Source organism: Herbaspirillum sp. CF444, from assembly GCF_000282135.1.
Taxonomy (GTDB): domain Bacteria; phylum Pseudomonadota; class Gammaproteobacteria; order Burkholderiales; family Burkholderiaceae_D; genus Herbaspirillum.
Genome location: NZ_AKJW01000061.1, coordinates 218,843 through 231,982 on the forward strand (window position 1 = coordinate 218,843; position 13,140 = coordinate 231,982).

Annotated in this window: 17 protein-coding genes; 5 read left to right on the top strand and 12 right to left on the bottom strand. The window is 61.1% G+C overall.

The window, feature by feature from the left end:
* Nucleotides 1-4: 4 nt before the first annotated feature.
* From PMI16_RS13845 to PMI16_RS13875, 7 genes are all read right to left on the bottom strand, one after another.
* A complete protein-coding gene (locus PMI16_RS13845; RefSeq protein WP_007880481.1) occupies nt 5-352 on the bottom strand; it encodes a GFA family protein in 348 nt (115 codons plus the stop codon).
* A gap of 21 nt (nt 353-373) precedes the next feature.
* On the bottom strand, nt 374-904 hold the full coding sequence (locus PMI16_RS13850) for an SRPBCC domain-containing protein (protein WP_007880482.1): 531 nt from the start codon (nt 902-904) through the stop codon (nt 374-376).
* Nucleotides 905-933: 29 nt separating this feature from the next.
* Complete coding sequence (locus PMI16_RS13855; RefSeq protein ID WP_007880483.1) at nt 934-1,413, bottom strand: SRPBCC domain-containing protein; 480 nt, start codon at nt 1,411-1,413, stop codon at nt 934-936.
* Nucleotides 1,410-1,901, bottom strand: a complete 492-nt coding sequence (locus tag PMI16_RS13860; RefSeq protein WP_007880484.1) for an SRPBCC family protein — start codon at nt 1,899-1,901, stop codon at nt 1,410-1,412. Before PMI16_RS13860 ends, PMI16_RS13855 begins: the two co-directional genes overlap by 4 nt.
* A 60-nt stretch (nt 1,902-1,961) precedes the next feature.
* Complete coding sequence (locus tag PMI16_RS13865) at nt 1,962-2,492, bottom strand: SRPBCC family protein (protein ID WP_007880485.1); 531 nt, start codon at nt 2,490-2,492, stop codon at nt 1,962-1,964.
* A gap of 48 nt (nt 2,493-2,540) precedes the next feature.
* Nucleotides 2,541-2,957 carry a VOC family protein gene (locus PMI16_RS13870; RefSeq protein WP_007880486.1) on the bottom strand — a complete coding sequence of 139 codons (417 nt, stop codon included), beginning with the start codon at nt 2,955-2,957 and terminating at the stop codon, nt 2,541-2,543.
* A gap of 87 nt (nt 2,958-3,044) precedes the next feature.
* On the bottom strand, nt 3,045-3,476 hold the full coding sequence (locus PMI16_RS13875; protein ID WP_007880487.1) for an ArsR/SmtB family transcription factor: 432 nt from the start codon (nt 3,474-3,476) through the stop codon (nt 3,045-3,047).
* 180 nt (nt 3,477-3,656) lie between these two features.
* Between PMI16_RS13875 and PMI16_RS13880 the strand changes: the two genes are divergently transcribed.
* Nucleotides 3,657-4,295, top strand: coding sequence for a LysE family translocator (locus tag PMI16_RS13880; RefSeq protein WP_007880488.1), 639 nt, complete (start codon nt 3,657-3,659; stop codon nt 4,293-4,295).
* 19 nt (nt 4,296-4,314) lie between these two features.
* On the opposite strand, the gene PMI16_RS13885 is transcribed toward PMI16_RS13880, so the two are convergent.
* Both PMI16_RS13885 and PMI16_RS13890 read right to left on the bottom strand, forming a co-directional pair.
* Complete coding sequence (locus PMI16_RS13885; protein ID WP_007880490.1) at nt 4,315-4,896, bottom strand: gamma-glutamylcyclotransferase; 582 nt, start codon at nt 4,894-4,896, stop codon at nt 4,315-4,317.
* Nucleotides 4,897-4,987: 91 nt separating this feature from the next.
* Complete coding sequence (locus tag PMI16_RS13890) at nt 4,988-5,899, bottom strand: LysR family transcriptional regulator (RefSeq protein ID WP_007880492.1); 912 nt, start codon at nt 5,897-5,899, stop codon at nt 4,988-4,990.
* Between the two features lie 94 nt (nt 5,900-5,993).
* Between PMI16_RS13890 and PMI16_RS13895 the strand changes: the two genes are divergently transcribed.
* On the top strand, nt 5,994-7,067 hold the full coding sequence (locus PMI16_RS13895) for a zinc-binding dehydrogenase (RefSeq protein ID WP_007880494.1): 1,074 nt from the start codon (nt 5,994-5,996) through the stop codon (nt 7,065-7,067).
* A 110-nt stretch (nt 7,068-7,177) separates the two neighbouring features.
* On the opposite strand, the gene PMI16_RS26305 is transcribed toward PMI16_RS13895, so the two are convergent.
* Both PMI16_RS26305 and PMI16_RS13900 read right to left on the bottom strand, forming a co-directional pair.
* Nucleotides 7,178-7,330: a hypothetical protein gene (locus tag PMI16_RS26305; RefSeq protein WP_007880495.1), complete on the bottom strand. Its 153-nt coding sequence runs from the start codon at nt 7,328-7,330 to the stop codon at nt 7,178-7,180.
* 250 nt (nt 7,331-7,580) lie between these two features.
* Complete coding sequence (locus PMI16_RS13900) at nt 7,581-8,444, bottom strand: LysR family transcriptional regulator (RefSeq protein ID WP_007880496.1); 864 nt, start codon at nt 8,442-8,444, stop codon at nt 7,581-7,583.
* Between the two features lie 137 nt (nt 8,445-8,581).
* Here PMI16_RS13900 and bla point away from each other — a divergent pair, with 137 nt between their 5' ends.
* Entirely contained in the window at nt 8,582-9,460 is an 879-nt protein-coding gene (bla, locus tag PMI16_RS13905; protein WP_443134892.1) for a class A beta-lactamase, read from the top strand.
* 272 nt (nt 9,461-9,732) lie between these two features.
* Nucleotides 9,733-11,346, top strand: coding sequence for a methyl-accepting chemotaxis protein (locus PMI16_RS13910; RefSeq protein ID WP_007880502.1), 1,614 nt, complete (start codon nt 9,733-9,735; stop codon nt 11,344-11,346).
* A gap of 6 nt (nt 11,347-11,352) precedes the next feature.
* Here the strand turns inward: PMI16_RS13910 and PMI16_RS25925 are convergent, their stop codons facing one another.
* Nucleotides 11,353-11,619 (bottom strand): hypothetical protein, encoded by a 267-nt coding sequence (locus PMI16_RS25925; protein WP_157212636.1) that lies wholly within the window; start codon nt 11,617-11,619, stop codon nt 11,353-11,355.
* A 175-nt stretch (nt 11,620-11,794) separates the two neighbouring features.
* Here PMI16_RS25925 and PMI16_RS13915 point away from each other — a divergent pair, with 175 nt between their 5' ends.
* The gene (locus PMI16_RS13915; protein ID WP_007880503.1) at nt 11,795-13,090 is read left to right on the top strand and encodes an MFS family transporter; all 1,296 of its coding nucleotides are present in this window, start codon (nt 11,795-11,797) and stop codon (nt 13,088-13,090) included.
* The last annotated feature ends 50 nt before the right edge of the window (nt 13,091-13,140 follow it).

Below are 13,140 nucleotides of genomic sequence, written 5' to 3' on the forward strand. Positions count from 1 at the left end.
AGCCTCAGGCACTGCGGCCGTCGTAGTGAATGCGCTTGAGCGCATCCAGGTCGACGCCTTCGACGCAGCGCACATTGATCGCGGTCATCTTGTTGCCCTGAGGATCGACGCCGAACCCGAAAGCCTGGCAGCCGCAACGCTTGCAGAACTGATGGTCGATCACGTGCTTGTTGAAATGGTAGGTGGTGATTGCGTCCTCGGACGTCTTCAGCCGAAACTTGTCGCGCGCGATGAACCACAGCAGCGTGCCCTTGCGGCTGCAGTAAGAACAGTTGCAATCGACCACCGGCCCGATTTCGCCTTCGGCTTCGAAGGCAACGTCGCCGCAATGGCAGCTTCCCTGATAGATCATGTCGTCTCCTGTCGGTTTGGGTCAGTTGGCTTGCAATGTCGCCATCAGCGCGTCCAGGCGATCGAGGCTGCCCGACCATCCTTCGTTGATGCCCATCTTCTTCAGTGCCTCAAGGATGGCCGGCGTCGGTGCGCGCGTGCGGATGGTCAGACGCGTCTTGCCGTCCAGGTCTTCGAAGCTCACTGTCTGCAGCATGACGCCGGCCGGGTTGGCGGTGGTGCGCTGCGGATCGATCATATCGTGCCACGCGGCCGGATGCTCCGTGCAATCCATCGTCATGACCAGCAGCGACGGCGGCGTCACCTCCACGAATTCGCCCGTGATCGGATAGTCGGTGCCGTCGGGACCGCGCATGGTGATGCGATGCCGGCCGCCGGGGCGCAGGTCAAGTTCGCAGACCGGATTGTCGAAACCCTTCGGCCCCCACCATTGCGTCAGGTGACGCGGATCGGTCCAGGCCTGGAACACCAGCTCGCGCGGCGCATTGATGACGCGGCTCATGAAGAATTCGTCGTTGCCGACGGGATTGGAAAAATTGGGTGCGGTTGTCATGATGTGGTGTCGCTGAATGTGTATATGAATCAGAGAGCGGTACGAGCAAGATAGTCGACGAAACGGTCGAAGCTGCCGTTCCATCCATCCTGATGTCCGTCGCGTTCGGCCGCCGACTGGAACGGCGTCTGGCGAAAGCGCATGTGCGTCTTGCCGTCCTGTTCGGTGAAATCGATGGTGACCAGCGTCTCCAGGCCGCGTTCGCCTTCCTCGTCCCAGGCAAAGGTGAACGCCAGCCGCTCCGGCGCCTTCACTTCCTGGAAGACGCCGCCTTGCCACAGCTTGCGGCCGTCCTCGACGCCGTGCAGGCAGCCGCGCCAGGCGCCGCCCGGGCGTACGTCCATCTCCAGCACGGCGGCGGGATGCGCCGGCGGCCCCCACCAGCGTCGCACGTGTTCGGCGTCGGTCCAGAGCCGGAAGACCAGTTCGCGCGGCGCATCGAAGGTGCGGGTGATACTGAGTTCTCCCGCTGCACCTGGCAGGGAAGCAAATGCCGATGGCATGTTCATGGCGCTTCTCCTCGCAGATAGGCTTCGAGGCGGTCGATAGTCTGGTTGCCGCCTTCGATGGCGTGGAATTCGCGGACCACCTTGTCGCGGATATCCGCGGTGGCGAACAGCGAGGTCAGCGTGAGGGCGGTTCGGCCGGCATCGCGTTCCTCGAAGGTGACGGTGACTTCGAAGCCGGGATCGCTGTCGTCGTCGCTGGTGTGCAGGTAAGACAGCCGTGACGGCCTGACGATTTCCCGGTACAGGATTTTGTTCGGATAGTCGGTGCCATCCGGTCCGTGCATCATGAAGCGCCAAATGCCGCCGGGACGCACGTCCCTGGTCGTGGTTGTCGTAGTGAAGCCGCTCGGTCCCCACCAGTTGCCGATATGTACCGGATCGGTCCAGGCCTCAAAGACCAGTTCGCGCGGGGCATTGATGACGCGCGAGATGACGATGCTGCGGTCGGTTGATGTCGCCATCTGCATGGCAAGCGTTGCTGCCGTCATGGTGTTCTCCTTGATTGCTTCCCTCGCCGGCGGCGAAGGGAGGTTGCATCGCCGTTGGTCTTATTGTTTTTCGGCGAGGTTCTTGAGGTTGTCGAGTCCGGTTTCAAAATCCTTGCCCACCATGCTGTCCATGTCGCAGAACACGTGGACGATCCGGGCCGGGAACGGCGCCGCGCCCGACATCGCCCACGTCACTTCGGTGGCGTCGCCTTTGGCGGTCAGCGTGTACTCGACCGTGTTGCTGGCCTTGAAGGGCTTGGTGAAGTCGAGCTTGATGACAACTCTGGAAGGCACGGTTTCATCCACGATTTCCATGCGTCCCTGGCCGGCCTTGCCCGAACCTTCCCATGCATACGTCGCGCTTTTGCCGCTGGCGACGTCGTTATAGCTGCGCTTCATGTCCGGGTCGAGTTTTTCAAACGGCGACCAGGCGGCGAAGTTGTGCATGTTGTTCAGGTAAGGGAAGATCTTTTCCGGCGCGGCCTTGATGCTGGCGCTGCGTTGCACCTTGAACCGGTCCGGCTTGCGCGCGGCCAGGATCAGGATGGCGATGATGATGACGGCAAGGACGATGGTGATGGTTTTGAGCATCGTGTCTCCACAGATGGATGATAGAAAATGGGCGGCCGGGTGGCGCAATCAGGACGGCATCGGACGTTCGCAGTTGACCATCCACGGGATGCCGAAGCGGTCGGTCAGCATGCCGAAACGCACCGCCCAGAAGGTTTCCTCCAAAGGCATGCGCACTTCCGCGCCGACATTCAGCGCGTTGAAGACACGCTCTGCTTCGACAGGATCCGGCGTATTGATCGTGATGCTGAAACCTTGCGGTTTTTCCGCATTGCCTTCCGGTACGTCCGAACCCATGAAGATCTGGCCGGCAATCTGGATGCGCGCGTGCATGACGCGGTTGTGCTGCTCCGCAGGCATGTCCTTGGCCATGGGCGAGTCGCCGTTGCGCATCATGAACTGGATGTCGCCGCCGAAGATTTCTTTGTAAAACTGAAAGGCTTCCTCGCACTGGCCGTTGAAATTGAGATAGGTATGCAATTGCATGGTCTGCTCCTCGTTCGCAAAAGTATTGGGGTAAATACAGGGACAAATGCCTGAATGAAAAACGGGCGCCGCTGTTGCGGCGGCTTGTTATTTTTTGACTACGGGTTTTGCAGTACGTTTCTTGCCGGTCTTGGCTTTTTGTTGCATCTCCTGCATGTGTTCCGCGGGCGATTCTGCCGTGATCGCGTCTTTGTTTTGGGCTTGCAAGTCGCGCAGATAATCCTCAAGGCGATCCAGGCTGGCTTCCCAGAACTGGCGGTACTGGTCGATCCAGGCATGCACTTCATGCAAGGGCTGCGCTTCAAGTTTGCACGGCCGCCATTGCGCCGTGCGTCCGCGCGTGATCAGGCCGGCGCGTTCTAGCACCTTGAGATGCTTGGTGATCGCCGGTGGACTGATCTCGAACGGCGCCATCAATTCTTTCACCGATGCTTCGCCGGAAGCCAGCCGCGCGAGGATCGCGCGCCGGGTCGGATCGGCCAGGGCGGAGAAGGTTGCGCTGAGATGGTCGGGAGGCATGGCTTTCTTCGTTTATTAATTAACTAATAGGTAAAGTAAGGCTTGTGTACTGGCCTTGTCAAGCGTTTTGTTGATCGAAGTACCGATGCGCATCAGGTCTTCGACTGCACAAGATGGGCAGCGGAAAACCGGAGCGACTGTTAAAATCGTCGCTCTTCCCACGCTACGGACGGAATCGCAATGGACGCCTTTTTCTTCATCCCTGTCGCCATCATGCTGGCGCTGGTGCCAGGTCCGAACAATTTTTGCGCGCTCAACAACGGCATCCGCCGCGGCGTCGGCGTGGCCTTGCTGGCGACCTTCGGGCGCGTGACGGCGTTTGCGATTTTCCTGACGATTTCGGCGGTGGGACTCGGCGCCATGCTGCTGGCTTCCGAAACCGCGTTCACGGCGGTGAAGTGGGTGGGCGCCGTCTATCTGTTTTATCTCGGTTATCGCGCCTGGCGCAGCCGCGAGTTTCACGGCCTGGAACTGGCCGACGGCGTGGAAAAGGCAGGGGCGGCTGCTCCCGTGCAAAAGAGCGTGCGTGCGCTGGTGATGCAGGAGTTCTTGCTTGGCATCACCAATCCGAAAGCGATCATGTTGTTTGCCGCGATTTTCCCGCAGTTCATCGATGCCGCACGTCCGGCGCCGCATCAATTTTTGGTGCTGGGATCGATTTATCTGTGCGCGGAGTTTGTTTCCAGCACGGTGTATTCCCTGTGCGGCAAGCAGATCCGTCGCTTCATCCGCACTTCGCGCGGCGTCGCGCGCCTGAACAAGGCGACCGGCGGTTTCTTCATCGGCGCCGGCGCGTTGTTGCTGGCGGCGCGTCAGTAGTCATTCGGCGGCAAGCCGCTTATGCGTCTTGATTGATGGCGTTAAGCAGTTGCAGGTGTCGTTCGATTTCAAACACGTGGGTATCTTCCTTGCCCAGTTCACGCAAGGCCACGGCCAGCCCAAGCAGGTAGTCGGCGTTGCGCCCACTGGGACCTTGTGCACCGGCGATCTGGCGCGCAATCTCGCACTCGGAGGCGGGGCCGAGGAAAGCCGCGTTCTCCTCGGTGGCGATATACACCAATCCTTCTGCGCTGCTGTGGTCCTCAAAGATGATATCGGTCGACAGGCGCAGATAGCCGTTTTTTTCGCGGTAGTCGAGATGGTCGAACACTTCCGGCGTGATCAGGTAGGCCATGCCCGCGCAGGTGGCGCCGTCATCCTGAATCAGCGTCACCACGCGGCCGGGCGCGTGCGGCGTGCCGCGATGATCGTGCGAGCCCTGCCAGAAGCGGCGACTCCAGCCGACGATGTGCGCCGGGCGGCGCTCGATGAAGGGAAAATCGGCCTTGAAGATCAGCGAGCCGTAGCCGAACAGCCAGACGCTGTCGTGCCGGTCGAACTTGGTCATGGCTTTGTTGAGGGCGATGGTGTCGGCGGACATGGGGCGTGCGTTCCTTGCTGGGCGGGGATGCGGAAATTATAAGGGCAGGCGGATTCTTCGGTCAGCGCAGGTCAGCTTGGGTCAGCTTAGGTCAGCTCAATGACGCCAGCGTGTCGCGCAGCCACTGCAGCGAGGGATCCGCATGGTTGCGCGGGTGCCAGGCGGCAAACAGCGAAAAGCCGCGTGCCGCGAACGGCAGGTCGAAGATGTCCAGCCGATCTGCATAGCGCGCCGCCAGCCGGCTGGGCAGCGTGGCGACATAGTCGCTGCGGCAGAGCAACTCCGCCGCCAGCGCAAAACTTTGCACCGAAATCGCCACCATGCGCCGCCGTCCCAATTCTTCCAGATGTTCATCCATGAAACCGTGAAAGCTGCCGCCGCTGGTCGACACCAGCACATGGCGCAGTTTGCAATAACTCTCCAGGGTGGGTTTCCTGCGCCCGCGCGGATGCTCCTTGCGTTGCACCATGACGAAGTGTTCGTCGAGCAGTTTTCGGGCTTTCATGCTGGACGGCACCATGCGTTCGGAGCCGATCAGCAGATCGATTTCGGAACGTTCCAACTGACCCGCAATGTGTTGCTGGTCGCTGTTGAGAAAGCCGATGCGTACGCCTGGGCCGGCGATCTCCGGCAGTTTTTCCATTAGCGCCGAGCCCAGCACCGATGTCGCATTGTCGCTGGCGGCAATGCGGAAGGTGCGATTGTCAATCAGCGGATCGAAGGAGGAGCGATGATTGACCAGGTTCTCCATCTGCGCCAGCAGGGTGCGCAGCGGATCGGCCAGCGTCAGTGCGTGCGCGCTGGGAATCATGCCGCGGCCGTTTTCAGCCGGCACCAGCAGCGGGTCGTTGAAGATCGTGCGCAGGCGCGCCAATTGTGTCGACACCGCCGGCTGCGTCAGATGCAGGCGCGCGGCGGCCTTGGTCACGTTGCATTCCTCCAGCAGGACGTGCAGGGAGGCCAGCAGGTTCAGGTCGATGCCGCGCATATTGATCATATTCATCACATTGATGGGTTGTATATCATTAATTGATTTCAAATATAGGTTGTGGCTGGCTAAAGTTCAAGCATTCATTCTGACCACCAAGGAGAACGCGATGAAAACCTGGATCCTCGATAAAGAAGCCGCCACCCTGACGCTGCATGATTTGCCTGCGCCTGCCGTCCGACCGGGCGCCGTGCTGGTGCGCATGGAAGCCGTCCCGCTGCTGAGCTATACGCGCGACTATGTCGCCGGCAAGCTGCCTTATGCCTATCCGCAAGGTCCTTTTACTCCCGGCACCAACGGTATCGGTCGCGTCGTGGAGGTCGGCGCCGGCGTGCAGCATTTTCACGCCGGTCAGCGCGTGGCGCTCAACCCCTACTGGCTGACCGGAGAAAATGTCGCAGAGCCGGCGCAGATCCTGATCGGCCTGACCGGCATCAGTGCCGACAGTAGCGGCATGCTGGCGGAATACCCCAACGGCACTTTGCGCGAGATTGTCGACATGCCCGCATCGACGCTGGTGCCGCTGGAGGGGTTGGATGACATACCTGCTGGCCGGCTGGCGACGCTGGCCAAGTTCATCGTACCGTTCGGCGGGCTGCGCCGGGTTCGCGTAGCAGCCGGGGATACGGTGGCAATCAACGGCGCCGGCGGCTATTTCGGCTCGGCTGCCGTGTTGGCGGCGCTGGCGATGGGCGCCACCCGGGTGCTGGCCGTGGCGCGGCGCGCATCGGCGCTGCAAGGTCTGGTCGAATTGGGCAAGGGGCGTGTCGTGCCGGTAGTGCTGAGCGGCGATGTGGAAGCGGATGTCGCGGCCATGCGGTCCTTGTCGGGCGGCGGCGTGGCGGCTGCGCTGGATATGGTCGGTCAGGCGAGCTCCGCCGACAGTACCCTGACGGTCTTGCGCAGCCTGCGGCGAGGCGGCAGGCTGGCCGTGATGGGCAGCATGCTGGTGCCGCTGCCTTTGCCCTACGGCGAGATGATGCTCAACAATTGGGAGCTGGTCGGCAATTTCATGTACCGCCCGGACGACTATCGCGCGCTGACGGCGCTGGTTGAAAGCGGGCAACTGTCGCTGGATGCGGTCGACCTGAGGTCATTTGCGCTGGAGGATATCGAGGCGGCGATCGATCATGCCGCCGGCATGCAAGGATTGCAGGCGACCGTCGTGCATATGGGATCGTAACGGGGGACGTCAGGGCGAGAAGCCGGGACGGCAGCCGCGAAGTCGAAGCCGAAGCCGGAGGGTATGTGCCCCGTCCTGCCACAGGGAGCGCAGGGCGGGGCAGAAAGATTTCAGTGCTTGTCGTGACTCTGGTCCATGTCGGACAGGCCGGAATACATGCCGCAGTAATGCGGCTCACCCCGATGGGAGCCGGTCGTCAGGGCGCTGGAGTCGTTCAGATAGTCGACCAGTTTTCTGTAGATCGTCGCGAAGTACTTTTTCATGATGTCCCCCTTTTCCTTGTTGAGACATGGTGCCAACCGCGTGCAATTACGTAAGCAATTATGTAATCGTTTGCATTTTTACCGCAAACCGTAAAAGCATGCGACCTGTAAATAGTTTATATCATTTATTCTACGAGGGGCGAGCTTTCACGTCTATCAGGCTTTTCCTGAGGCAGTTGTGGCTTTTTTGTTTCATTTTATCGAACTTTTTTGGTGGTTTTGCCCTTTATCGGACGCTTATCGCCTTGCTTCAGCTTCTGTCGCATGCGGCCAGCAGCCAGTTCCGAAAAGCCTGCATTGCCGCCGTCGGCTGCTTCGACTTCAGGCGCGTGAGCCAGTAGGCGCCGTGACTGATGGAAATATCGAACGGGCAGGCCAGCCGTCCTTCGCGCAGTTCGCGCCCGAACATGTTGACCGGCAGCAAGGCCACGCCGGCCTGTTGCGCCACCGCCTCGGCCATCGTCAGCGACGAGTCGAACACGAAGCCGCGTATCGGCGGACACGCCGTATCGGCGGCGGCGAACCAGTTGTTCCATTCATCGGTGCGGTAGGAGCGCAGCAGCGTTTCGCCGGCGAGATCCTGAGGTCGACGCAGGCGCGGCGCAATGGCCGGTGCGCACATGGGCGACAGCGGCGCGGCAAACAGGCGCTCGGCATCGGTGCCGTGCCAGGCGCCGTCGCCGAAGCGGATGGCGTAGTCCAGTCCTTCGCCGGCGAGGTCGACGCGGTTGTTGTTGGTCAGCAGGCGCAAATCGACGAAGGGATGGGTCTGCTGAAACTCGCGCAGCCGCGGCATCAGCCAGCCGACCGCAAAGGTGCCGACCACGCCCAGCGTCAGTACTTCGCGCATCCGGCCGTTTTCGAACTGGCCGAGCACGGTGCCGATGCGCTCGAATGATTCCGCCAGCACCGGCAACAGCGCCAGGCCCTCGTCCGTGAGCGCGAGACCGCGCGGCAGGCGGCGGAACAGCGTCACGCCCATGCGTTCTTCCAGGTTCTTGACCTGCATGCTGACGGCCGTCTGGGTGACGTTGAGTTCATCCGCGGCGTGGGTAAAGCTCAGATGGCGCGCCGCCACTTCGAAGGCGCGCAAGGCATTGAGAGGTAAATGCATGAGGCTGCCTGATATCAGTTTTTCTGAGGTCTGATGCCAATTATCGTGAATTGCGAGGGCATCCGTTGCTGCCTATCATTTCGCTTCACACGCATTTTTGCAAGGAAAAAATCATGATTGCGAGAAGACGATTTCTCATGCTGACAGGGCTGGCATTCGGTGGCGTCGCTACAGGAGCCGTTGCCGCCGGGAGTAAAGAGATAAAAAAATCTATGGGCTCGTCCTCGGTGGTCTCTCAACTGGCGAAGCTGGAGGCAAGCGTCGGCGGCCGTCTCGGCGTGGACATCGTCGACAGCGCCACCCAGCGTCGCTGGGGCTATCGCGCCGACGAACGTTTTGCCATGTGCAGCACCTTCAAGTTCCTGGCGTGCGCTGCCGTTCTCAAGCGCGTCGATGCCGGGCAAGAACGGCTGGATCGCCGCATCATCTATGGCAACGACGTGCTGGTGGCGTATTCGCCGACCACCGGCAAGCACGCCGGCGGCGACGGCCTGACGCTGGCGCAACTGTGCGAAGCAGCGCTGACCCTGAGCGACAACACCGCCGCGAACCTGATCCTGCAAAGTCTCGGCGGGTTGGAACCCTTCAACCAGTTCGTGAAATCGCTGGGCGACAAGCAGACCCGGCTGGACCGTTTCGAGACCGAGCTCAATACCGCCATCCCCGGGGATTCGCGCGACACCACCACGCCGGCCGCCATGAGCGACAACCTGCAGCGCATCCTGCTGGGCGACGTGCTGTCGCCGGCGTCGCGCGAACAACTGATCGCCTGGATGCGCCGCAACAAGACCGGCGACCGTCGCGTGCGCGCCGGCATGCAGCCCGGCTGGACGGTGGGCGACAAGACCGGCTCGGGCGACTACGGCACCACCAACACCATCGCCATCATCTGGCCGCCGCAGGGCAAACCGCTGCTGGCGTCGATCTACCTGACCCGGACCAAGGCGCCCGAGGACCGGCGCAATGCCGTGCTGGCGGAGGTCGGCAAGATCATCGTCGCGGGCCTCGACCGCTGAATGTGTTTTGCCGTGGCAGCGACGACGGCAAAGCCATGTGCAGTTGTTGAAAGATAAATTATTTTGTTCGTTTTTCCTTTCCGGGTGGCCGTTATGGCCCCAAAGCCTTGATTTACGAGGCTTTTTGCTTGATGTTGCTGCAAATCAAATCTTCGTTTCTGGTTTGTAATAGTGCACTCTGTCGGCGTGCCCGGCAGAGCAAGTGCGCCTTACGCACGAAAACACAGAAAAAACCGCAGCAGCGGCGGAAAACAACGGACGGAAAACAAGCAATGAACATTATCGGAAACATGAAGATCGGCAAGCGCCTGACCTTGGGCTTTGCCGTCATTCTGGCATTCTCCATCGTGATTGCCGGCATCGGCATCTGGCGTTTGCAGGCGGTATCGAGCGCCACGCGCGACATGATGAGCCAGCCCTTGCTCAAGGAGCGCCTGATCGGCGACTGGTACGCCAATCTCGTCAGCGGCATCCGCCGTACCACCGCTATCGCCAAGAGCAGCGACCCGTCGCTGGGCCCTTACTTCGCGACGGAGGTAGCGGCGTCGTCCAAGAGTTCCGGCGAGTACCAGAAAAAGGTGGAAGCCCTGCTGGAAACCGAAGAAGAAAAGAAGCTGTTCCAGCAGATCAGCGAACAGCGCAAGATTTACCTGAGCTCGCGCGACGCCATCAACAAGGCCAAGGCGGCAGGCAATGTCGAAGAAGCCGAGCGCGTTCTCGAGAAGACGTTCGTACCGGCATCCATCGCGTATCAAGACACCATGCGCAAGCTGGTCGAACTGCAGCGCAAGGACATCGATGAAACCGCCCGGCATATCGACATGGTCGCCGATGAAAGCCGCGTGTTGCTGCTGGTGCTGGAAGGCCTGATCCTGGCGTTGGGCGTGCTGTGCGCCTGGTATCTGACGGTTGGCATCACACGTCCGATCGGCACCGCAGTCGTCCTCTCGCGCCGCGTGGCCGAAGGCGACCTGACCGCCGCCGTCACCGTCAACAGCAAGGACGAAACCGGCCAGCTGCTGCAAGCGCTGCAAGACATGAGCAACAGCCTGCGCGGCATCGTCACCAACGTGCGCAGCGGCACCGACACCATCGCCACCGCATCGAGCGAAATCGCCGCCGGCAACCTGGACTTGTCCTCGCGCACCGAACAGCAAGCCAGCGCGCTGGAAGAAACCGCATCCTCGATGGAAGAACTGATTTCCACCGTCAAGCAAAACGCCGACAACGCGCGCCAGGCCAACCAACTGGCGGTATCGGCTTCCGAGATCGCCACCCAGGGCGGCGGCGTGGTCGGGCAGGTGGTCGACACCATGGGCGCGATCAACGATTCGTCGCGCAAGATCGTCGACATTATCAGCGTCATCGACGGCATCGCCTTCCAGACCAACATCCTGGCGCTGAATGCGGCGGTGGAAGCGGCGCGCGCCGGCGAGCAGGGCCGCGGTTTCGCCGTGGTGGCGTCGGAAGTACGCAGCCTGGCGCAGCGTTCGGCGGCCGCCGCCAAAGAGATCAAGGTCCTGATCAACGACTCCGTGGAAAAAGTCGGCAACGGCAGCAAGCTGGTCGAGCAGGCCGGCGCGACCATGCAAGAGGTCGTCAACAGCGTCAAGCGCGTGACCGACATCGTCGGCGAGATCAGTTCCGCCAGCCAGGAGCAGACCACCGGCATCGAGCAGATCAACCACGCCATCACGCAGATGGATCAGGTCACCCAGCAAAATGCCGCGCTGGTGGAAGAGGCCGCAGCTGCGGCTGCATCGATGCAGACGCAAGCCGACAGTCTGGCGCAACTGGTCAGCGTCTTCACGATCAGCGGCACGCCGGCACTGCCGCAGGCGCGCCGCACCATCGACATCACGCCGCGGGAACCGCGTCTGTCTTGATTTTGTTCAGGCAGGAAGAACGGTTTTGCTGCACATGAAGCCCGGCGCCGCAACGGTCCCGGGCTTTTTGATGGCGGCGCGGCTGGATATCCGGAATGCCCGCTTTCCGGATTCCGGTTTTCCGCAAGCCTGGATCATTGCCTCTGCCGCTGTGATTTTTAAATTCCTTTTCGAATCAATGGCTTGATGTTTTTTCTTCGCCGTATCTCCGACTGGCACGAAGCCTGCATTAAGAACGTCAAAACAAAAATCAGGAGACAGATGTGACGCCAACTTCTTTGCAGTAAATCAACGTCCTTTTCTTGCTCTTGTCGCGCCGCTCTCTGAGGCGGATTGCGATTGCAGGCGCTTTTTTGCCCTCTTTCGGCAGCATACGGAATGCAGCAGGCATGTGCCGTGTACCGCCTCTTGGTAAATGATAAATACAGGAATACCTCCGGAGATAACGATGATCAAGCAAGACCTTTCCAAAGCCGCGGATACGCGGCAGCGCATTTTCGCCATTCTCGGCGCCTCATCCGGCAACCTGGTGGAGTGGTTCGACTTTTACGTCTATTCCTTCTGCGCCATCTACTTTGCGCCGGCGTTCTTCCCCAAGGGCGACACCACCACCCAACTGCTCAATACCGCCGGCGTGTTCGCCGCAGGCTTCCTGATGCGTCCCATCGGCGGCTGGCTGTTCGGCCGCATCGCCGACAAGCACGGCCGTCGCCGTTCGATGATGATCTCGGTGCTGATGATGTGCGGCGGCTCGCTGATGATCGCCTTCATGCCGACCTACGCCACGATCGGCACGGCGGCGCCTTTCCTGCTGCTGGTGGCGCGTCTATTCCAGGGTTTGTCGGTCGGCGGCGAGTACGGCACCAGCGCGACCTACATGAGTGAAGTCGCGCCGAAGAACAACCGCGGCTTCTTCGCCTCCTTCCAGTACGTCACGCTGATCGGCGGCCAGTTGCTGGCGGTGCTGGTGCTGGTGGTGATGCAGCAGACGCTGAGCAACGACGAGTTGCGCGCCTGGGGCTGGCGCGTGCCGTTCGTGCTGGGGGCGTTCGGCGCCCTGGTCGCGCTGTACCTGCGCAGCTCGCTGACCGAAACCGCCAGCGACGAAACCCGCAAGAAAAAAGAAGCCGGCACCTTCGCCGGTCTGTGGAAGCACAAGCGCGCCTTCTTCACCGTGGTCGGTTTCACCGCCGGCGGCTCGCTGATGTTCTACACCTTCACCACCTACATGCAAAAGTACCTGGTCAACACCGCCGGCATGAACGCCAAGACCGCCAGCGCCGTGATGACCGGTGCGCTGTTCGTCTACATGGTGCTGCAACCGCTGTTCGGCGCGTTGTCCGACAGGATCGGCCGTCGTAACATGATGCTGTGCTTCGGCGTGCTCGGCACCCTGTGCACCGTGCCCATCCTGCATTTGCTGAAGGACGTCACCGATCCGTACGCGGCGTTCGGCCTGGCGATCCTGGCGCTGGCGATCGTCAGTTTCTACACCTCGATTAGCGGCCTGATCAAGGCCGAGATGTTCCCGCCGGAAGTGCGCGCCCTGTGCGTCGGCCTGTCGTATGCCGTGGGCAACGCCCTGTTCGGCGGTTCGGCGGAGTTCGTCGCGCTGTCGTTCAAATCGGCGGGCATGGAGTCGAGCTTCTATTGGTATGTCTCCATCATGTGCGCCATCGCCTTGCTGATTTCCTTCCGCATGAAGGATCCGACCAAGGTCGGTTACCTCAAGGACGAGGACTGAGGTTCTTGCGGGCAACATGGAGGGGCGTTTATTGCGAGCAGGGACGGGTA

What these genes read in the sequence shown, in the direction of transcription:
- PMI16_RS13845 (WP_007880481.1), bottom strand. Translation starts at nt 352, where the DNA reads ATGATCTATCAGGGAAGCTGCCATTGCGGCGACGTTGCCTTCGAAGCC.
- PMI16_RS13850 (WP_007880482.1), bottom strand. Translation starts at nt 904, where the DNA reads ATGACAACCGCACCCAATTTTTCCAATCCCGTCGGCAACGACGAATTC.
- PMI16_RS13855 (WP_007880483.1), bottom strand. Translation starts at nt 1,413, where the DNA reads ATGAACATGCCATCGGCATTTGCTTCCCTGCCAGGTGCAGCGGGAGAA.
- PMI16_RS13860 (WP_007880484.1), bottom strand. Translation starts at nt 1,901, where the DNA reads ATGACGGCAGCAACGCTTGCCATGCAGATGGCGACATCAACCGACCGC.
- PMI16_RS13865 (WP_007880485.1), bottom strand. Translation starts at nt 2,492, where the DNA reads ATGCTCAAAACCATCACCATCGTCCTTGCCGTCATCATCATCGCCATC.
- PMI16_RS13870 (WP_007880486.1), bottom strand. Translation starts at nt 2,957, where the DNA reads ATGCAATTGCATACCTATCTCAATTTCAACGGCCAGTGCGAGGAAGCC.
- PMI16_RS13875 (WP_007880487.1), bottom strand. Translation starts at nt 3,476, where the DNA reads ATGCCTCCCGACCATCTCAGCGCAACCTTCTCCGCCCTGGCCGATCCG.
- PMI16_RS13880 (WP_007880488.1), top strand. Translation starts at nt 3,657, where the DNA reads ATGGACGCCTTTTTCTTCATCCCTGTCGCCATCATGCTGGCGCTGGTG.
- PMI16_RS13885 (WP_007880490.1), bottom strand. Translation starts at nt 4,896, where the DNA reads ATGTCCGCCGACACCATCGCCCTCAACAAAGCCATGACCAAGTTCGAC.
- PMI16_RS13890 (WP_007880492.1), bottom strand. Translation starts at nt 5,899, where the DNA reads ATGAATATGATCAATATGCGCGGCATCGACCTGAACCTGCTGGCCTCC.
- PMI16_RS13895 (WP_007880494.1), top strand. Translation starts at nt 5,994, where the DNA reads ATGAAAACCTGGATCCTCGATAAAGAAGCCGCCACCCTGACGCTGCAT.
- PMI16_RS26305 (WP_007880495.1), bottom strand. Translation starts at nt 7,330, where the DNA reads ATGAAAAAGTACTTCGCGACGATCTACAGAAAACTGGTCGACTATCTG.
- PMI16_RS13900 (WP_007880496.1), bottom strand. Translation starts at nt 8,444, where the DNA reads ATGCATTTACCTCTCAATGCCTTGCGCGCCTTCGAAGTGGCGGCGCGC.
- bla (WP_443134892.1), top strand. Translation starts at nt 8,582, where the DNA reads ATGCTGACAGGGCTGGCATTCGGTGGCGTCGCTACAGGAGCCGTTGCC.
- PMI16_RS13910 (WP_007880502.1), top strand. Translation starts at nt 9,733, where the DNA reads ATGAACATTATCGGAAACATGAAGATCGGCAAGCGCCTGACCTTGGGC.
- PMI16_RS13915 (WP_007880503.1), top strand. Translation starts at nt 11,795, where the DNA reads ATGATCAAGCAAGACCTTTCCAAAGCCGCGGATACGCGGCAGCGCATT.